This is a genomic window from Nonomuraea sp. WAC 01424, from assembly GCF_003947315.1.
Lineage (GTDB): Bacteria > Actinomycetota > Actinomycetes > Streptosporangiales > Streptosporangiaceae > Nonomuraea > Nonomuraea spiralis.
This window is the reverse complement of record NZ_QHHZ01000015.1, coordinates 287,897-308,456: the sequence shown is the minus strand read 5'-3', so window position 1 is coordinate 308,456 and position 20,560 is coordinate 287,897. Positions and strand designations below refer to the sequence as shown.

Here is a 20,560-nt window from a genome sequence, read left to right as displayed (position 1 = left end):
GGGACGTGTTCGAGGTCGCGCGGCGGATCGGTCAGCTCGCCGGGACGTGTTCGAGGGTGTGGCTCGTGGCGTCCGGCTCGGCGAAGGCCAGCAGGTGCTGGCCCTCCTCCTCCAGGACGTCCAGAGGCGTCGGCGCGGCGAAGGGGCTGATGAGCAGCTTGGCCTTCTTACCGGACCGCTTGATCTGCCAGGTCCCCGCGGCGAACCCGTCCACCAGGTACGTGGCCTTGATCCGCAGGTTCTTGGTCGCGACCAGCGGCCGGAACTCGTCCTCCAGCACCCGCCTGCGGTCGGCGTGCCCGAGGACGAGATTGTCGAAGTCGGGCAGGAACCGCACCGGCGCGGGCACGTCGCCACCCGGCCGCGGGGCGCCGGGCAGGTCGAACAGCTCGCGCCCGGACTCGTCGGCCAGCCGGTCCAGGTCCATCGCCTTCATGACCGCCCGCAGCCCGCCGAGCCCCGACCAGGTCTGCACGTCGGCGGGCGTGGCAGGACCGAACGCGGCGAGATAGCGCTCGATCATCGTCTCCGTGCTGGGCGCCGGGTCCTGGCCGACGGCGGGCAGGCCGAAGGCGGACTCGCGCGGGAAGCTCCACCGGTCCTGCGTCGGCACCATGACCAGGGGCGTCATCATGCGCACGGCGTACCCGAGCACCCGCTCGTCGGCGCCGGGGAACTCCTCCAGCAGCAGGGGACGCAACTCGTTGAACGTGAGCGGCCCGCCGGCCAGCAGCCGGTCGGCGACCGCGGCGACGGCCTCGAAGTCGACGTCCTGGAACCGGCGCGCCGCGGCGGCCAGCATGGGCCGCAACACCGGGCGGAAGGCCGCGAAGTCCTCCGCCGTCACCAGGTGCAGCGTGGCCCGCATCATGGTGGCCCGCACCAGGCTGCCCGCGTGCAGCTCGTCGTGCAGGTGGTCGCGCTCGAACCCCTCCAGCCGCGTCCAGATCCCCAGGTACGGCGGCCGCGGCTCCTGCGCCTGCAACCCGGCCAGCCGGTGCACGACGTCGGCCGGCCGCCCTTTGTGCCGGGTGAGAAGGTGCTGCCTGGCCAAGGTGGCGCGGTTGAGGTCTCTGAGGCTGAGCATCTACATATCATGCCTTTCCCCCTGGAGTCCGTACGTTCCTCCTATCCCGCGCTCGCCGACGGCTTCGCCTATCTCGACGGCGCGGCGGGCACCCAGACGCCGCAGCCGGTGATCGACGCCATCTCCGCCGCCTACCGGGCGGGGCTCGGCAACGTGGGCGGGGCGTTCCCCGCCAGCCGCCGGGCGGACGAGATCGTCGCCGCCTGCCGTGCCGCCGTGGCGGACCTGGTCGGTGGCGATCCCGGCGGGGTGATCCTCGGCCCGAACATGACGACGCTGACGTACCGGCTGGCCAGGGCGCTGACCGGGCCGGGCGACGAGGTGGTGGTCTCCAGGCTGGACCACGACGCGAACGTGCGCCCGTGGACCCAGACGGGCGCCGCCGTGCGCTGGGCCGAGGTGGACCCGGTGACCGGCGAGCTGCCGGTCGAGCAGTACGCCGACCTCATCGGGGAGCGGACGAAGGTGGTGGCGGTGACGGCGGCGAGCAACATCATCGGCACCCGTCCCGACGTGCCCGCCATCGCCGAGCTGGCGCACCGCGCGGGCGCCCTGCTGTACGTGGACGGCGTGCACGCCACCCCGCACGGCCCGGTGGACATGCGGGCGCTGGGCGCCGACTTCTACGCCACCAGCGCGTACAAGTGGTCGGGCCCGCACGTGGGGGCCGTCGTGGCCGATCCGGCGCTGCTGGAGACGGTCCGGCCGGCCAAGTTACGGCCCTCCCCCGACACCGTGCCCGAGCGGTTCGAGACGGGCACGTCCGCGTTCGCCGACCTGGCCGGGGTGACGGCGGCCGTCGACCACCTGGCCGCCATGGCGCCCGGCTCGGGCACCCGCCGCGAACGCCTCCTGACCTCGATGGCCGCCGCCGAGGAGCACGAGCAGGAGCTGTTCGCCGCCATGACCGCGGGCCTGGAGACGATGCCCCACGTCACGCTGTACGGCAAGCCCGCCCGCCGTACCGCGACGGCCTACTTCACGGTCGCCGGCCACACCCCGCGCCAGGTCGCCGAGCACCTGGCCGGCCTGGGCGTGAACGTCTGGAGCGGCCACAACTACGCCTGGGAGCTGACGGGCGCGCTCGGCGTGCGCGAGTCGGGCGGCGCCGTACGCGCGGGCCTGGTCCACTACAACGACGCCTCGGACGTGACCCGCCTCCTGGAGGGAGTGGCCCGCCTCGCCTGAGCGGCCCGCCCCGCCTGAGGGCCCGGCTCGCCTGAGGACCCCGCTCGCCTGACTCCGACCCGGCGCGAGGCAGCCGCGCCGGGTCGCCGTGAGATCCTGGACGGATGCTGCCCCCGATCGACGTGCTGCGCGAGCAGGTCGTCGCCCATCTCGCCGCCTTCGACCGCCGGGAGGTCCCGCCGGCCGCCGGGGTGCGCCGGGCGGCGGTGACCGTGTGCGTGCTGGAGGACGCCGGGCGCGTCCCGTACACGGTCCTGATCCGGCGGGCGGCCCGCGGCCGCAACGCCGGGCAGTGGGCGCTGCCGGGCGGGCGGCTCGACGACGGCGAGCTGCCCGTGGAGGCGGCGCTGCGGGAGCTGGCCGAGGAGGTCGGGGTGACCGGCGTGGAGGTGGCCGGGCTGCTCGACGACTTCGTCACCGACTCCGGGTTCGTGATCACCCCTGTGGTGGCGTTCGGCGGCGGTCAGGAGCCGGTGGGCGACGCCTACGAGGTGGCCTCGGTGCATCCGGTGCCGCTGGAGCGTTTCCTCGCGCCCGGGGTGCCGCGCTGGGAGGGCGAGCTGCTGCAGATGCCGCTCGGGCCGGACATCGTGATCCACGCGCCGACCGGGGCGATCCTGTGGCAGTTCGCCGAGGTGGCGCTGCGCGGACGCGAACAGCGGGTGTTCGACGTCGCGCAGCCCCACTGGACACGGACCTGACGCGGCCCCGACAGTGGACCCGACCGCGGGCGCGGACCTGACCGGTCAGAACGGCCCGGTCAGCTCGCCGAGCTTGGCGGTCAGCTCCAGGTTGGCCTTGTAGTCGACGGGCACCGCGATCACCGACACCGCGTCGTCGGCCAGCGCCTTGCGCAGCGTGGGCAGCAGCTCGCCGGCGCTGCTCACCCGGTAGCCGCGGGCCCCGAAGCTCTCGGCGTAGGCGACGAAGTCGGGGTTGCCGAACCGGATGCCCGAGTGGCGCCCGAGCTCCAGGTCCATCTTCCACTCGATCAGCCCGTACGCGTCGTCCACCCACACCAGCACCGTGATCGGGATACGTTCGCGTACGGCCGTCTCCAGCTCCTGGGAGTTCATCAGGAACGCCCCATCACCGGTGGCGGCCAGCACCTTGCGCCCCGGGAAGGCCAGCTTGGCGGCCAGCGCCCCCGGCACCGCGAACCCCATCGAGGACAGCCCGTTGGAGACCAGCATCGTGTTGGGCTCGTACGTCGGGTACATGCGGGCCATCCACATCTTCACCGCCCCCGTGTCGGCCAGCACGATGTCCTCGCGGCCCATGGCCTCGCGGATGTCGGCGACCACGCGCCGCGGCGACAGCGGGAAGGCGTCCTCCGAACGTCCCTGCTCCAGCTCCTCGCGCATCAGGCTGCGGATCTTCTCGCCGGTGCCGTTGACCTCGAAGCGGCGGTGGACGGCGTCGGCGAGCGCGTCGAGAGAGCGGGAGATGTCGCCGTGGACGCCCACGTCCACCGGGTAGTGGTCGTCGACCTCGGCCGGGAACCGGTGCAGATGGATGATCTTCTTGTCCCGGTTCGGATTGATCTTTACGGGGTCGAACTCCTGCAGCTCGTACCCGACGCTGATCAGCACGTCGGCCTCGTCGAACCCGAAGTTGACGTAGTCGTGCCGCATGAAGCCGACCGCGCCCAGCGCGTGCGGGTGGTCGTCGGGGAAGACGCCCTTGCCGTTGAACGTGGTGGCCACCGGCAGCCCGAGCCGCTCGGAGAAGACCACCAGCGCGGCGGAGGCCCCGGCCCGCCCGGCGCCGTGGCCGGCCAGCACGATCGGGCGGCGCGCCCCGGCCAGCACCTCGGCGGCGCGGGCGATCTGGGCGGCCGAGGGGTCCTGGGGGCGTACGACGTTGACGGGCAGCGGCGCGAGGTCGGCCGGGACGGGCGCCGACTCGACGTCCTCAGGGATGGCCAGGTAGACGGCGCCGGGCCGTTCGGTCTGGGCGGTCTTGAACGCCTTGCGGATCATCTCGGGCAGTGCCAGGGCCGTCGGCGCCAGGTCCGCCCACTTGGTGATCGGCCGGAACAGCGACACCAGGTCGACCACCTGGTGGGACTCCTTGTAGATGCGGTCGAGGCCCACCTGGGCGGTGATCGCCACGACCGGGGTGCTGTTGGTGGTGGCGTCGGCCACGCCGAGCTGCAGGTTGATCGCGCCGGGGCCGAGCGTGGCCGAGGCCACCCCCGCCTTGCCGGTCAGCCTGCCGTAGATCTCGGCCATGAACGCCGCGCCCTGCTCGTGCCGGACGAGGATGTACCGGATGGAGGAGTCGTTGAGCGCGTCGACGAAGTGGATGTTCTCCTCGCCGGGGATGCCGAAGACGTACTCGACGCCTTCCGCCTCCAGGGCTCGAACGATCAGATGGGCCGCATCCGCCTGCGGGGACATGGGTAACGCCTTCTTCCATGAACGACTGCGTCCCTGTCAGCACCGCGCGGGCGCGCTTCATTCCTGGTGGCGGCCGGTGCCCGCGCGACGGCGGGGCCGCCGGCGCGGGCTCACGCGGGCACCGCGGGTCAGGCGCTCAGCGCGCGCGTGACCAGCGCGCCGAGGATCATGCCGACGACCGTGCAGACCGCAGCGGCGATGGCGGCCCACTTGCCCAGGGACTCGCCGCGGGTGTGGCCGACGATGCCCAGCACGATGCCGGCCAGGCCGAACAGGATCGGTATGAACAACACGGCCACCGCGGCGCTGACGAACCCGATGATCGACAGGACCTGGGCGCCCTGCCGCCGCGGCGCTTGCGGATAGGGCGGCGGCTGTGACCACTGCCCTTCCCGCGTGTGCTGGTCGTCGCCTTGCGGCGGGTCTTGCGAAGAGGTCATCTCCGGCTCCCTCGTGAGGTGAATCACATCACACACCAGAGCCGTGGGCCTGTCGAGCCGTCCAGTCCAGACATCTGCCCATTTCAGAAGGCTTATGACGGGCGAGAAAGCTGGGCCGGAAGGGGCTGCGCGTGGACGACGTCGAGCCGGGAGACCGCCCGGGTGAGGGCGACGTACAGGCGGTTGAGGCCGCGCGGCTCGGCCGCGACGATGGCGGCCGGCTCGGCCAGGACCACGTGGTCGTACTCCAGGCCCTTGGCCGTCGAGGCGGGCATGACGCTCAGCCGCTCGCCGAGGTCCAGCCCCTCGTTCCACAGCGCGCAGGTGATCGCCTCGACGTGGGCGTCGGCCGCGATCACCCCGATCGACCCCTCGAACGCCCGCGCCTCCCGTACGGCCTCCACGACGCCCTTCTCCAGCTCGGCCACCCGGACGACACGCAGCCGGCCGTCCGAACGGTGGGAGCGGGTGGGCGGCACGCCCGCGTCGAGCGCGGCCAGCAGCGTGTTGGCCAGCTCCACGACCGCGCCGGGCACGCGGAAGCCGGTGGTCAGCTCGACGATCCGGCCGCCGGGCTTGCCGAGCAGGTCCAGGTGCTCGGGCCACGACCTGGCCGCCCACGGGGTGGTGCCCTGGGCCAGGTCGCCGAGGACGGTCATCGAGCCGTGCTCGCTGCGCCTGGCCACCGCGCGGCACTCCATGGGCGACAGGTCCTGGGCCTCGTCCACGATCACGTGGCCGTAGCCACGGGGGCGTTCGAGCAGGCAGGCCAGCTCGTCCAGCAGCACCAGGTCGGCCGGGGTCCACCTGGCGGCCTTGACGCCGCGCGGCGGCCTCGGCCAGGCGATGGCGGCGCGTTCCGCGTCGGTCAGGATGCCCTCCGGCGGGGCGCTGAGCACCTCGCACAGCACGTCCTCGGGGCGGGCGGCGGGCCAGGCGGCGTCGAGCGCCGGGGTGACGGCGCGGCCGATCCGGCGTTCCCAGGCCGCGTTGCAGGTCTGGCCGCGGGCCTCGGCCTGCCGCCGCATCGCCGCGACCACCCTGGCCCGCACCCGTTCGCGGCCGACCCCGTACGGGAGCCCGGCCCGCCTGGCGTCCTCCACGACGCGGCGCAGCTCGTCCTCGCCGACCCGCCAGTGGTAGGAGCCGTCGGAGGCCACGGCCGGCTCGGCCGGTCTGCGGATCCGGCCGTACAGGGCGCGGCGCAGCACCTCGGCCATGCGGGCGTCGTGCTTGACCGCCGCGGCCGGCGCGGAGTCGGCGGCCCGTACGGGATAGGCGCCGAGCAGTCCTTCCAGGGTGGTCTGCTCGACGTCCACCTCGCCGAGGGCGGGCAGGACGGCCGAGATGTAGCCGAGGAAGGCCCGGTTCGGGCCGAGTACCAGGACGCCGGCGCGTTCGAGGCGGCGGCGGTGGGCGTACAGCAGGAAGGCGGCCCGGTGCAGGCCGACCGCGGTCTTGCCGGTGCCGGGCGCGCCCTGTACGCAGATCGTGGTGTCGAGGTCGGCGCGGACCAGGTCGTCCTGCTCGGGCTGGATGGTGGCGACGATGTCGCGCATGGGGCCGACGCGGGGGCGTTCGATCTCGGCGGCCAGGATCGTGCTGCCGCCCTCCTCGCCCGCGCCCAGGCGTTCGTCCTCGAAGCCGGTCAGCGTGCGGCCCGACCAGCCGAAACGGCGGCGTACGCCGACGCCCTGCGGGTCGCGGGCGCTCGCCCGGTAGAACGCGCGGGCCACGGGCGCGCGCCAGTCGATCACCACGGGCGGCCCGCCGTGCTCGCCGGTGATGTGCCGCCTGCCGATGTGGTACGCCCGGCCGCCGTGCTCGGCCGAGTCCCGGCCGAAGTCGAGCCGGCCGAAGAACGGCGGCCCTTCGGGCTCCTCGCTCAGCTCCTTGGCCAGGCTCTTGAGGTGGCGGCCCAGGCGTTCTGCGCTGTAGCGGTCGCCGGCCACGGTCTCACCGACGATCACGTTCTCGCGCGCGCCGTCCAGCATCCTGCGCAGCCCCGCCCTGCATCGTTCGACGTGGCGCCGTTCGTCGTCGAGCGTTCCCATGCCCACCCCCCAGAGTGTTAACTCGGTTAAGACATTAACCAGGTTAACACTTTGATAGGCTGAGGTCATGACAGGACTGCGGGAGCTGCAGCGGCAGCGGGTGCACGAGGCCATCTCGACGGCGGCGATCACGCTCTTCCTGGAACGGGGCTTCGACGAGGTGCCGGTGACCGAGATCGCGGCGGCGGCCGGGGTGTCCAAGCCGACGCTGTTCAAGTACTTCCCGACCAAGGAGGACCTCGTCCTGCACCGGTTCGCCGACCACAAGGGCGAGGCCGCCCGCGAGCTGCGCACGCGCGCGCCCGGCGAGCACCCGGTCGCGGCCCTGCGCCGCCACTACCTCGACGGCCTGGCCGCCCACGACCCGGTCACCGGGCTCAACGACCACCCCGAGGTGCTGGCCTTCCACCGGATGGTGTTCGACACCCCCAGCCTGGCCGTACGCCTGTTCCACCACATGACCCAGGACGAGGCCGAGCTGACCCACGCCCTGGCCGAGACCATGGACGAGCTCACCGCCGCGCTGCTGGCCGCGCAGGTGCTGGCCGCGCAGCGGGTGCTCGCCCGCCGCACCTGGGCGCAGCTCGCCGGCGGACGCCCCTTGGCCGAGGCGGAGGCCGACGCCGTGCGCGCCGCCGAGCACGCCTTCGCGCTGCTGCCGGACACGCCCGCCGCGTCCTGAACCCGTGCGCGCGGGTCACGCCCGTGCCATCTGGTGGGCACGATTACCTCCAACGCCGGAGGCTGTGCTTAACTCGGAAATGCCGATGTGGCTGTGTCCCCCGGGCCGCAAATTACCGCCTTCACGGAATACCGTTCGGCTGGAGCCGTGTTGTGCACCTCGCCGAGGAGGCGACCACCACATCGGCCTTTAAGCTTTCCGGGGCTTCGCTGCCTTAGGGTGTCATGGCTGACCGCCGATGATCCAGGAGAGCCCGTTGCTGTACGAAGTGGTCAAGTTCGCCGCCGCGCCGCTCGCCCACGCGATGTGCCGGCCGCACATCTCCGGCGCCGCGAACGTGCCGAGGAGCGGGCCCGCGATCCTGGCGGCCAACCACCTCTCCGTGCTCGACTCCTTCCTGCTGCCCGCGCTGCTGCCCCGGCACGTCACGTTCACCGCCAAGAACGAGTACTTCGACGGCAACCCGGTCTCCGGCTTCTTCATGCGGCTCGGCGGCAGCCTGCCGATCGACCGCGAGAGCGCCCACGCCGCGCAGGCCATGCTCGACGCCGCCGCCGACCTGCTCGCGCGCGGCGAGCTGTTCGGCATCCACCCCGAGGGCACCCGCTCCCCCGACGGCCGCCTCTACCGCGGCAAGATCGGCGTGGCCTGGCTGGCGCTCAAGACGGGCGCGCCGGTGTTGCCGGTGGCGCTCAAGGGCACCGAGAAGGTCTTGCCGGTCGGCGCGAAGGTGCCCAGGCCCGCCAAGATCGGCATCTCCATCGGCGGGCCGTTGCGCTTCGAGGGCGACCACACCAGGGCGCGCGACCGGCGCCGGGTCACCGACGAGATCATGGCCGCCATCCAGAAACTGTCCGGCCAGGAGTACGTCCCCGCCTACGCGGCCAGCCACAAGAGCACATCCGACGGGACGGCCTGATCCAGGACCGCTAGGCTCTGACACCTGTCGTCGAGGATCGGGGGGCTGACCGTGGCGCGGGGCCGCACCATCGCGATCGTGTCCGTGTCCGCCGTGCTCGTGGCGGGTGCCGCGGGCGGGGGCGCCTACTACCTGCTGCGTACCAGGGGCACGCCGGCCGAGACGGCGCAGCGTTTCGCCGCCGCCTGGCAGGCGGGCGACAAGGCCGCCATGACCGCCGAGCTGGCCACGCCGCAGCAGCTCACGGCCTACGACCAGCAGCGTTCGGCGCTCGGCGTGGAGTCGGCCACGGTCAAGCTGGGCCGCATAACCGAGGGCGACGGCCGGGCGCGGGTCCCCTACACCGCGACGCTGGCGCTCAAGAACATCGGCTCCTGGTCCTACGACGGCCAGATCGACCTCGTGGTCGCCGACCGTACGTGGAAGGTCGACTGGCGGCCCACCGCGCTGCACCCGCAGCTGACGCAGGGGGCGACGTTCGCCGTCAAGACGAACTGGCCGCAGCGGGCCGCGATCACCGACGCCGACGGCGGCCGCATCGACGGCGGCACCTCCGGCGGTTCGGTGCAGCAGCTCGTCGGCTACCTCGACAAGGCCACCAAGAAGGACGTCGCAAAGCTCGGCTCCTCCTACAAGACCGGGCAGGCCATCGGGCGCGGCGGGTTGCAGGAGACGTTCCAGAAGCGGCTGGCCGGCACCCCCACCACCCAGATCCAGCTCGGCGGCAAGACGCTCGGCACCATCGAGGGCACCGGCGGCAAACCGGTCGAGACCTCGCTCGCCCCCCGCGCCCAGGCGGCGGCGGTGGCCGCGGTCAAGGGCGTCGAGAAGCCCACCTCCATGGTGGCGATCCGGGCCTCGACGGGCGAGATCCTGGCCGTGGTCAACAACCAGGGCGGCTTCAACCGGGCCCTCGACGGCCGTTACGCGCCGGGCTCGACGTTCAAGGCGGTCACCGCGATCGGCCTGCTGGCGGCCGGCATGTCCCCTGCGGACAAGGTCACCTGCCCGATGTACGCCACCGTGGGCGGCATGAAGATCCGCAACTCCGAGAAGGAGGAGTTCGGCTCGCTGTCGTTCCTCGACTCCTTCGCCCACTCCTGCAACACCACCTTCGCGCCCCTGGCCGAGCAGCGGCTCGGCGCCGACAAGCTGCTGAAGACGGCCGAGGCCGTCGGCTTCAACCAGCCCCTGAACATCGGCGTGCCCGCCACGAAGGCCAGTTTCCCGAGGGCCCAGTCCGACGCCGAGCTGGCCGCCGAGTCCTTCGGCCAGGCCCGGATCACCGCGAGCCCGCTGATGCTGGCCTCGGTGGCCGCCGCGATCGCCGACGGCACCTGGCGCCCGCCGACGCTGGTGCCCAGCCTCAAGCAGAAGGCCGAGGACCAGGCGCTGCCCAAGGGGGTCAAGGAGCAGTTGCACGGCATGATGGCGGCCGTGGTCTCCAAGGGCACCGCGCGCAGCTCCGGGCTGCCCGCCGGCACGTACGGCAAGACGGGCACGGCCGAGTTCGGCACCGGCGAGAAGCTCGACACCCACGCCTGGTTCATGGGCTTCAAGGGCGACGTGGCCTTCGCGGTGGTCGTGGAGGGCGGCGGCACGGGCGGCAAGGTCGCGGCCCCGGTGGCGGCGACCTTCCTCAAGGGCCTCTGAGCCCCTCCCCCGCGGCCGTTCGCCCGCTGCGGCCCACCTTTGCATGCAATGTATGCAAAGGCTAGAGTCCCGTACGTGCAGAGCGATGTGGCCTGGAGCCGGCTGCGGGAGCTGATCCTCGACGGGACCTACCCGCCGGGGGCGCGGCTGACCGAGACGGACGTAGCGGCGGCCCTGGAGATGAGCCGTACCCCGGTGCGCGAGGCGCTACGGGCGCTGACCGCCGACGGGCTCGTACGCCCGGCCGGACGCGGGGTGGTGGTCGTGGCCCTGGAGGCGTCCGCGCTGGAGGACGTCTACCAGGTACGCGCGGCCCTGGAGGCGCTGACCGCCGAGCTGGCCGCCACCCGCCAGGGCGAGGGCCGCATCGCCCCCGCCGACCTGGTCTCGTTGCGCGACGTCGCCGACGCCACGGCGGACGCCACCGCTCGGGGCCGCATGGCCGAGGCCGTCGGGCTCAACCGCCGTTTCCACCGGCGGATCGCCGAACTGGCAGGCAACGCCGTCGCGCTGCACACGCTGGAGCGCGTCTGGGACCAGATCCAGGTCTCCACGCTGCGCTCACTGGCGCCGCCGTCGCGTCCGGCGCACGTCTCCGGCCAGCACGAACAGCTCCTCGCCGCGATCATCGAGGGCCGGCCGCAGGACGCGGCGGCCATCGCCAGGGCGCACGTCCTCGACACCCGTGCCGTCACCCACGACAAGGACGGATTCGCATGACCCGGAACCACACCTACAACACCACCGTGACCTGGACCGGCAACCAGGGCACCGGCACCAGCGGCTACCGCGACTACAGCCGCGCCCATGACCTGGCGGCCGAGGGCCCGCCGGTCATCGCGGGCAGCTCCGACCCCGCCTTCCGCGGCGACCCCGCCCGCTGGAACCCCGAGCAGTTCCTGGTCGGCTCGCTCTCGCAGTGCCACATGCTGTCGTACCTGCACCAGTGTGCCGTGGCGGGCGTCGTGGTCACCGATTACACCGACAACGCGGTCGGCACGATGGCCGAGAGCGGCGTCGGCGGCCACTTCACCGAGGTCGTGCTCCGGCCCGAGGTGACCGTCGCCGCGCCGGAGATGGCCGAGGCCGCCCTCCGGCTGCACGAGGACGCCCACAAGGCGTGCTTCATCGCGGCCTCGGTCAACTTCCCGGTACGCCACGAGCCGACCGTGCGCACGGCCTGAACGTCCCCGGAGGCCGGGACGCGATGAAAGCGGTCAGCGCGAGGCGGCCAGGGCCACGGCGGTGGCGGCCTCGTGCTGGAGCACCATGATCAGCAGGGTGGCCACCAGCGTCGCGATGAGCACCCAGCTGATCACGATGATGACCGTCGACCGGCGCGGCCGGCGCCTGGCACCAGGCTGCCCCTTCGCCCTCGCCTCGCTGCGACGGGCCCGCTCGTTGAACGACTCCAGCCGGGCGACGAGACGTGGATCGTCATCGACGAGGTGCTGCTCGATCTGGGCCAGCATTCGTTCCTCGTCCTGCGACCAGGCCATAGGGGCACCTCCGGAACGCAAGCTCTGTGGCGTGTTTCTCCCCAACCATGAAGATCATTAGCCATCGCATGACCGGCCAATTACCGGCTCTTTTCGGAGGGCGTTTCGCGATCGAACGTCTGTTCTAATCATGGGCTGTGCTGCGAGGATCCCCGCCTGACCGGCCGCTTCCTGGTCGGACGGCGGCCGGGGCGCGCCCGGCCTCGGGCCTACCGAAGCGTCAGGCGTTGCAGGACCAGCCGTTCTCGACCCGGCCGTGGGTGTTGAGGTAGCCGCACCCCGCACGCCGTCAGCGGGCGGCCGAGGTCGTCGTCGTCCGTGTACGCGGCTCTCGTTCGCCGGGCCGGCCCTCTGTGGGCCCGGTTAAATCGGTGGCCCGCCGGTTCGCCGCGGTGGCAGGATGGCCGGGCACTTGCCGGACGACGTTCAGGAGCATGAGATGCGGCGCCGCCACGGAATCTCCCAGCGCCCCATTGGCACGAGAGTTTTCGAGGGCTCCTCCACTCATGCACATCCTGAACATCGGCATCCTCGCGCACGTCGACGCGGGCAAGACCAGCCTCACTGAACGGCTGCTGTTCGAGACCGGGGTCATCACGCGCCTCGGCAGCGTCGACGGCGGCAGCACCCAGACCGACACCGGCGAGATCGAACGCCGTCGCGGCATCACGATCCGTTCGGCGGTCGCCTCGTTCACCCTGGGCGATCTGCGGGTCAACCTGGTGGACACCCCGGGCCACGCCGACTTCGTGGCCGAGGTCGAACGCGCGCTGGGCGTGCTCGACGGGGCCGTCCTGGTGGTGTCGGCCGTGGAGGGCGTACAACCGCACACGCGGGTCCTGATGAAGACGTTGCGGCGGTTGCGGCTGCCCACACTGATCTTCGTGAACAAGGTCGACCGGATGGGGGCGCGGGAGGCGGGGGTGCTCGCCGAGATCCGGCGGTGGTTGTCGCCGCGGGCGGTCCCGCTGAACACGGTGACCGACATCGGCGTCTCCTCCGCCGCCACCTGTCCCTACGCCTTCGCTCCCCTTCTCGCGGCGGGCCACCTGCCGGCTGATCGGGCCGCCGTCGGCGCCCTCCCCGTCGGGGTGGCGGCGCGCGGTGGCATGGAGGAGGTGGTGGGGGCCGGTGGGCTCGTCGAAGCGGCGGGCGTGACCGCCCTCCCGGACGCCGACGGCCTCGCGGGGGGCCGTCTCGACGCCGAGGGAGGCGCCAGCGGGCTTGCGGGGGTCGGGGAGGCGGCTGAGGTGTTGGCCGACGGGGACGACGGGCTGCTGGAGCTGCTGGTCGACGGGGTGGCGCCGGTGCCGGGGCGGGTGCGGGCGGCGCTCGCGGCCCAGTGCGCGGCGGGCGAGGCGCATCCCGTGGTGTTCGGGTCGGCGATCACCGGCCAGGGGGTGGCCGAGTTGCTGGGCGCGGTCCGGTTGCTGCCCTCCGTGGCCCAGCCGCCGTACGACGACGAGCCGTACGGCCCCACGGCGACGGACGGACCCGCGCCGGCCGCGAGCGCGGCGACAGCACCGGCGCCGGGCACACCGGAACCCCGCCCTGCCGGACCCCAGGGGGCGGCGGTGGGGGTCGTGTTCGCCGTGGAGAGGGGGCGAAGTGGCGAGAAAGTGGGTTACGTGCGGTTGTGGGGTGGCGGGTTGCGGGGGCGGGAGCGGGTGACGTTCCTGCGGGGGGAAGTGGGAGGTGGGGTCCGGGAGTATGACGGGCGGCCCACCGCGGTGGTCGTCGTCGGGTCCGGGGCCCGGCGGGCCGTGGCGGGGGACATCGCCAAGGTCTGGGGGGTGCCCGAGATCAGGGTCGGCGACCGGCTGCGCGAGCCGGGCCCGGCCGGGCAGGCCCACTTCGCCCCGCCCAGCCTGGAGACCGTCGTACGTCCCCGCCTCCCCGGCCACGAGCCGCGCCTGCACGCCGCGCTGATCGCGCTGGCCGAGCAGGACCCCCTGATCGCCACTCGTACGCTGCCCGGCGGCGAGACGTCGGTCCTGCTGTACGGCGAGGTCCAGAAGGAGGTCATCGGCGAGACCCTGGCCAGGGACTTCGACGTCGAGGCCGTGTTCGAGCCGAGCCGTCCGGTCTACTTCGAGCGCCCGTCGGGCACCGGCGAGGCCAGGGAGGAGATGCGGCACGCCGGGGGCGCGTTCATGGCGACCGTCGGCCTGCGGGTCGAGCCGGTCGCGCCGGGCTCCGGCGTCGTCTACCGGCTGGAGGTCGACCTGGGCTCGTTGCCGCTGGCCTTCCACCGGGCGATCGAGGAGAGCGTACGGCACACCCTGGGCGAGGGGCCGCACGGATGGCCGGTCACGGACGTGCTGGTCGCGTTGACCGCGACCGGGTACGCCTCCCCGGTCACCGTGGCGGGCGACTTCCGCGGGCAGGCGCGGGCCGTGCTGACCGACGCGCTGCGCCGGGCCGGGACCAGGGTGTACGAGCCGTGCCACCGCTTCGAGCTGGAGGTGCCCGCCGACGCCTTCAACGCGGTGTCCGCCCGCCTGGCCGGGCTGGGCGCGGTCCTGGACGGTACGAGCAGGCAGGCCGAGACCTGGGTGCTCGAAGGGGAGATCCCGGCGGCGGCCGTGCACGAGGCCGAGCGGCGGCTGCCGGGCCTGTCGCACGGCGAGGGGGTGTGGTGGTCGCAGCCGTCCGGAGATCGCCCGGTGCGCACACGATAAGCGGCATGTCGGTTTTCCGGGGATAGATGGGTATTAAACCGCCATAGTGTGCCAATCGGGCGCAATCAGTACAGGGGGGATATTCGATGGCTGACACGAAGAAGAAACCCGCCGCCAAGTCCGGCAAGGCCAAGAAACAGGCCATCAAGTCCAGCCGGCAGGCCAAGGAGACCAAGAAGGAAACCAGGAAGACCGACGAGGGATGACCTCGTGAGGTGAGTCGCGCAGCCGGGGGCCGGCGGCCCCCGGCTGTCCGGTGGAGGAGGAGCTGCGCATATGTCGGCCTATCTCCGCTTTCCGACTGTTTTTCAGGACGTGGTGGTATTCGCCGCCGAGGACGATCTGTGGATGGTCTCGGCCCAGGGCGGCCGTGCCTTCCGCCTGACCGCCGGCGCCGCCGAGGCCGGCTACCCCCGCATCTCCCCGCGCGGCGACCAGATCGCGTTCGTGGGCCGCGAGGAGGGCCCCGAGGAGGTGTACGTGATGCCGTCCGTCGGCGGCGCCGCGCGCCGGGTCACCTTCCACGGCGCCCGCTGCACGGTCACCGGCTGGGACCACGAAGGCCGCATCCTGTACGCCAGCGACCAGTCCCAGCCGTTCGCCGGGCGCAAGTGGCTGCACCGGGTGACGCCGGGCGGGGTGCCGGAGCGGCTGCCGTACGGACCGGCGAACTCGATCGCCTACGGCCCCGACGGCATGATCGTGCTCGGCCGCAACACCGCCGACCCCGCGCGGTGGAAGCGCTACCGCGGCGGCACGGTCGGCGACCTGTGGATCGACACCGACGGCGACGGCGAGTTCAGGCGGCTGATCCGGCTGCCGGGGAACCTGGCCTCGCCGTGCTGGAGCGGCCGGCGGATCTGCTTCCTGTCCGACCACGAGGGCGTCGGGAACGTCTACTCGTGCCGCCCGGACGGCCGGGACCTGCGCAAGCACACCCACCACGAGGACTACTACGCGCGCAACCTGTCCGGCGACGGCCACCGCCTCGTCTACCACGCCGGCGGCGACCTGTACCTGCTGGAGCCGGACAGAGAGCCGGACATTGAGCCGGGCGGGGAGCCGGGTGACGTCCCGGGCGGGGAGCCGGGTGAGCGGCCGCGGCGGCTGGACGTGCGGCTGGCCAGCTCGAGGACGCAGCGCAACCGCAGGTTCGTCGACGCCGAGGACTATCTCGACAGCGCGACCCTCAGCCCCGACGGCAGCGCGCTGGCGATCACCGCGCGCGGCAAGGCGTACGCGATGGCCAACTGGGAGGGCCCGGTCAGCCAGTACGGCGAGCCGGACGGCGTCCGCTACCGCTTCCTGACCTGGCTCAACGACGGCGTACGGCTGATCGCGGCCGCCGGCGGCGAGGCCGACGAGGAGCGGCTGGTGATCCTGGAGGGCCACGAGGGCGGCTGCGGCACCGAGGTGGCCAGGCTGGGCCGGATCAACGAGCTGGTCCCCGACCCCGCGCACGACCGCGTGGCCGTGGTCAACCACCGCCACGAGCTGCACCTGCTGGACCTGGCGACGGGCGTGGCCACGCTGGTGGAACGCAACCCGCACGGGCCGCCCGAGGACCCGGCCTGGTCGCGCGACGGGTGCTGGCTGGCCTACGCCGGGCCGCTCAACGCCCAGACCACCGCGATCAAGCTGCACCACCCCGAGTCCGGCCGGACGGTGGCCGCCACCGAGCCGGTGCTCAAGGACTCGATGCCGGCCTTCGACCCGCAGGGCCGCTACCTGTACTTCATCGGCCAGCGGGTCTTCTCGCCCGTCTACGACCAGTTGCAGTTCGACCTGGGCTTCCCGCTGGGGACGCGGCCGTACGCGATCGCGTTGCGGGCCGACGCGCCCAACCCGTTCGTGCCCGGCCGGCGTCCGCTGAACGGCAAGGACGAGGAGGAGGACGAGCCGGAGGAGCCCGTCCGGGTGGATCTGGACGGGCTGGCCCGCCGCGTCACCGCCTTCCCGCTGCCGGAGGGCCGCTACGAGGGCGTGGCCGGGCTCAAGGGCAAGGCGCTGCTGCTGACCAGCCCGCTGGAGGGCGAGAACACCCTGCACCTGTACGACTTCGCCAAGAGCAGGAACGAGACGTTCGCCGAGGAGGTCACCGCGTTCGAGCTGGGCCGCGACCACAAGACGCTGCTGTACCGGGCCGGGAGCCGGCTGCGGGTGGTCAAGGCGGGCGAGGTCCCCGAGCACGACGACGACCCGCCGGGACGCGAGAGCGGCTGGATCGACCTGACGCGCATCAAGGTGTCGGTGGCCCCGGAGTCGGAATGGCGGCAGATGTTCCGCGAGGCGTGGCGGCTGCAGCGGGAGAACTTCTGGACCGAGGACATGGCCGGCGTCGACTGGCCGGCCGTCTACGACCGCTACGAGCCGCTGGTGGACCGGGTCACCACCCGGGGCGAATTCTCCGACCTGCTGTGGGAGCTGCACGGCGAGCTGGCCACCAGCCACGCCTACGAGAGCGGCGGCGAGTACCGCCCCGGGCCCGACTACAGCCAGGGCAAGCTGGGCGTCGACTGGGACTTCCGCGACGGCGTCTACCACATCCGCGCCGTCGTGACCGGCGACCCGTGGGACCCGGAGGCCACCTCGCCGCTGAACCGGCTGGGGCTGGACGTACGTCCCGGGGACGCGGTGCTGGCCATCAACGGCGCGCCCATCGGCCTCGCGGCCACCCCGAACGAGCGGCTGGTCAACCAGGCCGGCGAGGAGGTCGAGCTGACCCTGCGGCGCGCGGAGCGGGTCTTCACGGTGACCGTGCGCGCCCTGGCCGACGAGCGGCCGGCCCGCTACCGCGACTGGGTCAACCTCAACCGCGCCGAGTGCCACGAACGTTCCGGCGGGCGGGTCGGCTACCTGCACGTCCCCGACATGGGCACCGAGGGGTTCGGCGAGTTCCACCGGGGTTTCCTGGCCGAGTACGACCGGCACGCGCTCATCGTGGACGTGCGCTTCAACGGCGGCGGGCACGTCTCGGCGCTGCTGCTGGAGAAGCTGGCCAGGCGGCGGCTCGGCTACGACTATCCGCGGTGGGGGGATCCGGAGCCGTACCCGCCGGAGTCGCCGCGCGGCCCGCTGGTGGCCATCACCAACGAGTGGGCGGGCTCGGACGGCGACATCTTCAGCCACACCTTCAAGCTGCTCAAGCTGGGCCCGCTGGTCGGCAAGCGCACGTGGGGCGGGGTGATCGGCATCTGGCCGCGCCATCAGCTCGCCGACGGGACGGTGACCACCCAGCCGGAGTTCTCCTTCGCCTTCGACGACGTCGGCTGGCAACTGGAGAACTACGGCACCGATCCCGACATCGAGGTGGACATCACCCCGCAGGACTACGCCAGAGGCGTGGACACGCAGCTCGAACGGGCCATCGACGTCGCCCTCGACCTGCTGGCGGAGCATTCGCCGCATACGCCGGATCCGTCGCATCGGCCGGGAATGCAACCTTAGGCAGCCCTCCGGCGTCTAAAGATCATAGGTGGGGTAAGCGCACAGGGGATGAATTGTGCACTCCGCCCACGCGCGGCACGGCCGCCGGCCACGCGCGTCAGCGAAGACAACCGAGCACAAGGGGGATCATCCAGGTGCGCGCATTGGCACGCAGGGGCAAATCGGCGATGGTCCGGTTGTACAGGGGGTACAACCGGCGCAAGGCGCGCAACGCGCCGCCGCCCTCGACCGACCGCATCCGGATCCTGCTGTTGCACGCCAACGGTATGGGCGGCACGATCAGGACCGTGTTCAACCTGGCCGGCTACCTGGCCGAGCAGCACGACGTCGAGATCGTGAGCATTCTGAAGGAGGCCGAGGAGCCGTTCTTCCCGATCGACCCGCGGGTACGGTTCCGCTTCCTCGACGACCGGCTCAAGCCCAGCCCGGATCCGCTGCGGGCGATGTTGTCGAAGTTCCCGAGCAAGCTGATCCCGCCGGAGGAGACGGCCTACCACCGCTTCACGCTGTGGACCGACTACAAGCTGGCCCGCTTCATCCGTTCGCTCGACACCGGCGTGCTGATGGCCACCCGTCCGGGGCTCAACCTGGCCATGACGCAGTTAGCGCAGCCGGGCGTGATCACCATCGGGCAGGAGCACGTGGCCCTGCGCACCCAGGCCGAGCCGATGCAGAAGCTGATCAAGTGGCGGTACCGGCGTATGGACGCCCTGGTCACCCTCACCAAGGCCGACCTGCGCGACTACCGCAACACGCTGCCGAAGAAGCCCAAGAAGCTGGCCCGCATCCCCAACGCCGTGCCGCCGATGACCGGCGAGGTGTCCAAGCTGGACGCCAAGGTGGTCGTCGCGGTGGGCCGGATGACCCGGCTCAAGGGCTTCCACCGGCTGATCACCGCGTGGGAGACGGTCGCCGCCGCGCATCCGGACTGGAAGCTGCGCATCTTCGGCGCCGGGCCGCAGGAGGAGAACCTGGCGGCGCAGATCGTCGAGGCCGGGCTCCAGGGCAAGGTGGAGCTGCCGGGGCCGACCAGCGACGTGGGGGCCGAGCTGGAGAAGGCGTCGATCTTCGTGCTCAGCTCGCGGCACGAGGGCTTCCCGATGACGATCCTGGAGGCCATGGCCAAGGGGCTGGCCATCGTCAGCTTCAACAGCCCGCACGGGCCCAAGGAGATGATCACCGACGAGGTGGACGGGCTGCTGGTCAAGCCGCGTACCAACGCCAATCTGGCGTCCTCGATCATCCGGGTGATCGAGGACGAGCAGCTACGGCGGTCGCTGGCGGCCGCGGCGCTGGAGACGGCCCGCACCTACGACGTGGACGCGGTCGGCCAGAAGTGGGACGACCTGCTGGCCGAGCTGCTGGCCCGCCGCAACGGCACGTACGTGCGCCCGGCCCGCCCGGCCCCCGAACCCGCCGACGAGCCCTCCGCCCCGGCCGAGGTGCCCTAGCCGCGGGGACGGGGGCGTTCACACCTCCGAGCCGGTGAGCTCCACCGGCTCGGCGATGACGTCGACCAGGGCGCCGTTGCGGTGGACCGTGATCTGCAGCGGCCGCCCGATCGCCTCGGCGAACATCAGCCGCTGCAGGCTCTGCGCGTCGCCCACCGGGTGGGCGCCCGCGCTCAGCACCAGGTCGCCGGCGCGCAGCCCGGCGCGGCCGGCGGGCGAGCCGGGCACGACCTCCACCACGCGCAGCGCGCCGTCCTGCCCGGTGCGCCGCCGCAGGTGCTCGGGCAGCGGCGCGGGCGAAGTCACCAGGCCCAGGAACGCCCTGCGCACCCGGCCGTCCCTGATCAGCGCCGCGATGATGGAACGCGTGGTGGCGTTCATCGGCACCGCCAGGCCGACGCCGACGCCGGCCACCGCCGTGTTCACGCCCACCACCCTGGCGTGCGAGTCGGCCAGCGCGCCGCCGGAGTTGCCGGGGTTGAGCGCGGCGTCGGTCTGGATCACGTCCTCGATCAACCGTACGTTGGAGCCGCTGCGCGCCGGCATCGACCGGCCCAGCCCCGAGACCACCCCGGCCGTCACCGACCCGGCCAGCCCGAGCGGGTTGCCCACTGCGACCACGAGCTGCCCCACCACCAGCTCGTCGCTGTCGCCGAGCACGGCCGGCTCGGGCGTGGGCGTCCGGGCCCTGATCACCGCCAGGTCCGACAGCGGGTCGCGGCCCACCACCTCGAAGTCGCCCGACGTCCCGTCGGCGAAGGCGACCGTGCCCGCGCGGGAGGAGCCGACGACGTGCGCGTTGGTCAGCAGGAACCCGTCGGCGGTGAACACGACCGCCGATCCGCTCCCCCGGCCGGCCCGCACACCGGCCACCTTCGGCAGCAGCTCGGCCGCCACGGACGAGACGACGCGCGAGTAGGCGTCGAGGGGATCCGCCATCACGTGCTCCTTTGCTTACAGGATTACACGTTAACTCCGGAACGGCCCGTACGCTCGCCCGAGACGATCAGTCAGCAAAGCCTTCCCGTGTCAAATCCCGCGATGCCGGGAATTCTCT

The 20,560-nt window shown here is 72.5% G+C and carries 16 protein-coding genes; 10 read left to right on the top strand and 6 right to left on the bottom strand.

All coding sequences use genetic code 11. The features are described 5' to 3' along the window. Positions 1 to 31: 31 nt before the first annotated feature. Entirely contained in the window at positions 32 to 1,087 is a 1,056-nt protein-coding gene (locus DMB42_RS36895) for a winged helix DNA-binding domain-containing protein (RefSeq protein WP_125642800.1), read from the bottom strand. Between the two features lie 9 nt (positions 1,088 to 1,096). On the opposite strand from DMB42_RS36895, the gene DMB42_RS36890 reads away from it, so the two are divergent. Continuing rightward, a complete protein-coding gene (locus DMB42_RS36890; RefSeq protein ID WP_125642797.1) occupies positions 1,097 to 2,275 on the top strand; it encodes a cysteine desulfurase-like protein in 1,179 nt (392 codons plus the stop codon). 104 nt (positions 2,276 to 2,379) lie between these two features. Then, entirely contained in the window at positions 2,380 to 2,976 is a 597-nt protein-coding gene (locus tag DMB42_RS36885) for a CoA pyrophosphatase (protein ID WP_125642794.1), read from the top strand. 45 nt (positions 2,977 to 3,021) lie between these two features. On the opposite strand, the gene DMB42_RS36880 is transcribed toward DMB42_RS36885, so the two are convergent. The 3 genes from DMB42_RS36880 to DMB42_RS36870 form a co-directional block, all read right to left on the bottom strand. Further along, entirely contained in the window at positions 3,022 to 4,677 is a 1,656-nt protein-coding gene (locus tag DMB42_RS36880) for an acetolactate synthase large subunit (RefSeq protein ID WP_125642791.1), read from the bottom strand. Between the two features lie 128 nt (positions 4,678 to 4,805). Then, positions 4,806 to 5,117: a hypothetical protein gene (locus DMB42_RS36875; RefSeq protein WP_125642788.1), complete on the bottom strand. Its 312-nt coding sequence runs from the start codon at positions 5,115 to 5,117 to the stop codon at positions 4,806 to 4,808. Positions 5,118 to 5,209: 92 nt separating this feature from the next. Then, the gene (locus tag DMB42_RS36870) at positions 5,210 to 7,171 is read right to left on the bottom strand and encodes an AAA family ATPase (protein WP_125642785.1); all 1,962 of its coding nucleotides are present in this window, start codon (positions 7,169 to 7,171) and stop codon (positions 5,210 to 5,212) included. A gap of 67 nt (positions 7,172 to 7,238) precedes the next feature. Here DMB42_RS36870 and DMB42_RS36865 point away from each other — a divergent pair, with 67 nt between their 5' ends. The 5 genes from DMB42_RS36865 to DMB42_RS36845 all read left to right on the top strand — a co-directional run bounded on the left by DMB42_RS36865 (position 7,239) and on the right by DMB42_RS36845 (position 11,609). Beyond that, entirely contained in the window at positions 7,239 to 7,853 is a 615-nt protein-coding gene (locus DMB42_RS36865; protein WP_125642782.1) for a TetR family transcriptional regulator, read from the top strand. A gap of 256 nt (positions 7,854 to 8,109) precedes the next feature. Continuing rightward, positions 8,110 to 8,772 carry a 1-acyl-sn-glycerol-3-phosphate acyltransferase gene (locus DMB42_RS36860; protein WP_260478161.1) on the top strand — a complete coding sequence of 221 codons (663 nt, stop codon included), beginning with the start codon at positions 8,110 to 8,112 and terminating at the stop codon, positions 8,770 to 8,772. Positions 8,773 to 8,850: 78 nt separating this feature from the next. Beyond that, positions 8,851 to 10,425 (top strand): penicillin-binding transpeptidase domain-containing protein, encoded by a 1,575-nt coding sequence (locus tag DMB42_RS36855; RefSeq protein ID WP_260478160.1) that lies wholly within the window; start codon positions 8,851 to 8,853, stop codon positions 10,423 to 10,425. Positions 10,426 to 10,500: 75 nt separating this feature from the next. Beyond that, on the top strand, positions 10,501 to 11,145 hold the full coding sequence (locus tag DMB42_RS36850) for a GntR family transcriptional regulator (protein ID WP_125642774.1): 645 nt from the start codon (positions 10,501 to 10,503) through the stop codon (positions 11,143 to 11,145). Next, positions 11,142 to 11,609, top strand: coding sequence for an OsmC family protein (locus tag DMB42_RS36845; RefSeq protein ID WP_125642771.1), 468 nt, complete (start codon positions 11,142 to 11,144; stop codon positions 11,607 to 11,609). Before DMB42_RS36850 ends, DMB42_RS36845 begins: the two co-directional genes overlap by 4 nt. Before the next feature lie 33 nt (positions 11,610 to 11,642). On the opposite strand, the gene DMB42_RS36840 is transcribed toward DMB42_RS36845, so the two are convergent. Then, complete coding sequence (locus DMB42_RS36840) at positions 11,643 to 11,924, bottom strand: DUF3040 domain-containing protein (protein ID WP_125642768.1); 282 nt, start codon at positions 11,922 to 11,924, stop codon at positions 11,643 to 11,645. A 506-nt stretch (positions 11,925 to 12,430) separates the two neighbouring features. Between DMB42_RS36840 and DMB42_RS56120 the strand changes: the two genes are divergently transcribed. The 3 genes from DMB42_RS56120 (at position 12,431) to DMB42_RS36820 (ending at position 19,503) form a co-directional block, all read left to right on the top strand. Then, on the top strand, positions 12,431 to 14,605 hold the full coding sequence (locus DMB42_RS56120) for a TetM/TetW/TetO/TetS family tetracycline resistance ribosomal protection protein (RefSeq protein WP_312024784.1): 2,175 nt from the start codon (positions 12,431 to 12,433) through the stop codon (positions 14,603 to 14,605). Positions 14,606 to 14,920: 315 nt separating this feature from the next. After that, the gene (locus tag DMB42_RS36825; RefSeq protein WP_260478159.1) at positions 14,921 to 18,052 is read left to right on the top strand and encodes a S41 family peptidase; all 3,132 of its coding nucleotides are present in this window, start codon (positions 14,921 to 14,923) and stop codon (positions 18,050 to 18,052) included. 167 nt (positions 18,053 to 18,219) lie between these two features. Continuing rightward, positions 18,220 to 19,503 carry a glycosyltransferase family 4 protein gene (locus DMB42_RS36820; protein WP_260478158.1) on the top strand — a complete coding sequence of 428 codons (1,284 nt, stop codon included), beginning with the start codon at positions 18,220 to 18,222 and terminating at the stop codon, positions 19,501 to 19,503. An 18-nt stretch (positions 19,504 to 19,521) separates the two neighbouring features. On the opposite strand, the gene DMB42_RS36815 is transcribed toward DMB42_RS36820, so the two are convergent. After that, complete coding sequence (locus DMB42_RS36815; protein WP_125642760.1) at positions 19,522 to 20,442, bottom strand: S1C family serine protease; 921 nt, start codon at positions 20,440 to 20,442, stop codon at positions 19,522 to 19,524. Positions 20,443 to 20,560: the final 118 nt, after the last annotated feature.

Excerpts from the sequence above, each read along its gene's own strand:
- DMB42_RS36895 (WP_125642800.1), bottom strand. The coding sequence starts at position 1,087 with ATGCTCAGCCTCAGAGACCTCAACCGCGCCACCTTGGCCAGGCAGCAC.
- DMB42_RS36890 (WP_125642797.1), top strand. The coding sequence starts at position 1,097 with ATGCCTTTCCCCCTGGAGTCCGTACGTTCCTCCTATCCCGCGCTCGCC.
- DMB42_RS36885 (WP_125642794.1), top strand. The coding sequence starts at position 2,380 with ATGCTGCCCCCGATCGACGTGCTGCGCGAGCAGGTCGTCGCCCATCTC.
- DMB42_RS36880 (WP_125642791.1), bottom strand. The coding sequence starts at position 4,677 with ATGTCCCCGCAGGCGGATGCGGCCCATCTGATCGTTCGAGCCCTGGAG.
- DMB42_RS36875 (WP_125642788.1), bottom strand. The coding sequence starts at position 5,117 with ATGACCTCTTCGCAAGACCCGCCGCAAGGCGACGACCAGCACACGCGG.
- DMB42_RS36870 (WP_125642785.1), bottom strand. The coding sequence starts at position 7,171 with ATGGGAACGCTCGACGACGAACGGCGCCACGTCGAACGATGCAGGGCG.
- DMB42_RS36865 (WP_125642782.1), top strand. The coding sequence starts at position 7,239 with ATGACAGGACTGCGGGAGCTGCAGCGGCAGCGGGTGCACGAGGCCATC.
- DMB42_RS36845 (WP_125642771.1), top strand. The coding sequence starts at position 11,142 with ATGACCCGGAACCACACCTACAACACCACCGTGACCTGGACCGGCAAC.
- DMB42_RS36840 (WP_125642768.1), bottom strand. The coding sequence starts at position 11,924 with ATGGCCTGGTCGCAGGACGAGGAACGAATGCTGGCCCAGATCGAGCAG.
- DMB42_RS56120 (WP_312024784.1), top strand. The coding sequence starts at position 12,431 with ATGCACATCCTGAACATCGGCATCCTCGCGCACGTCGACGCGGGCAAG.
- DMB42_RS36820 (WP_260478158.1), top strand. The coding sequence starts at position 18,220 with ATGGTCCGGTTGTACAGGGGGTACAACCGGCGCAAGGCGCGCAACGCG.
- DMB42_RS36815 (WP_125642760.1), bottom strand. The coding sequence starts at position 20,442 with ATGGCGGATCCCCTCGACGCCTACTCGCGCGTCGTCTCGTCCGTGGCG.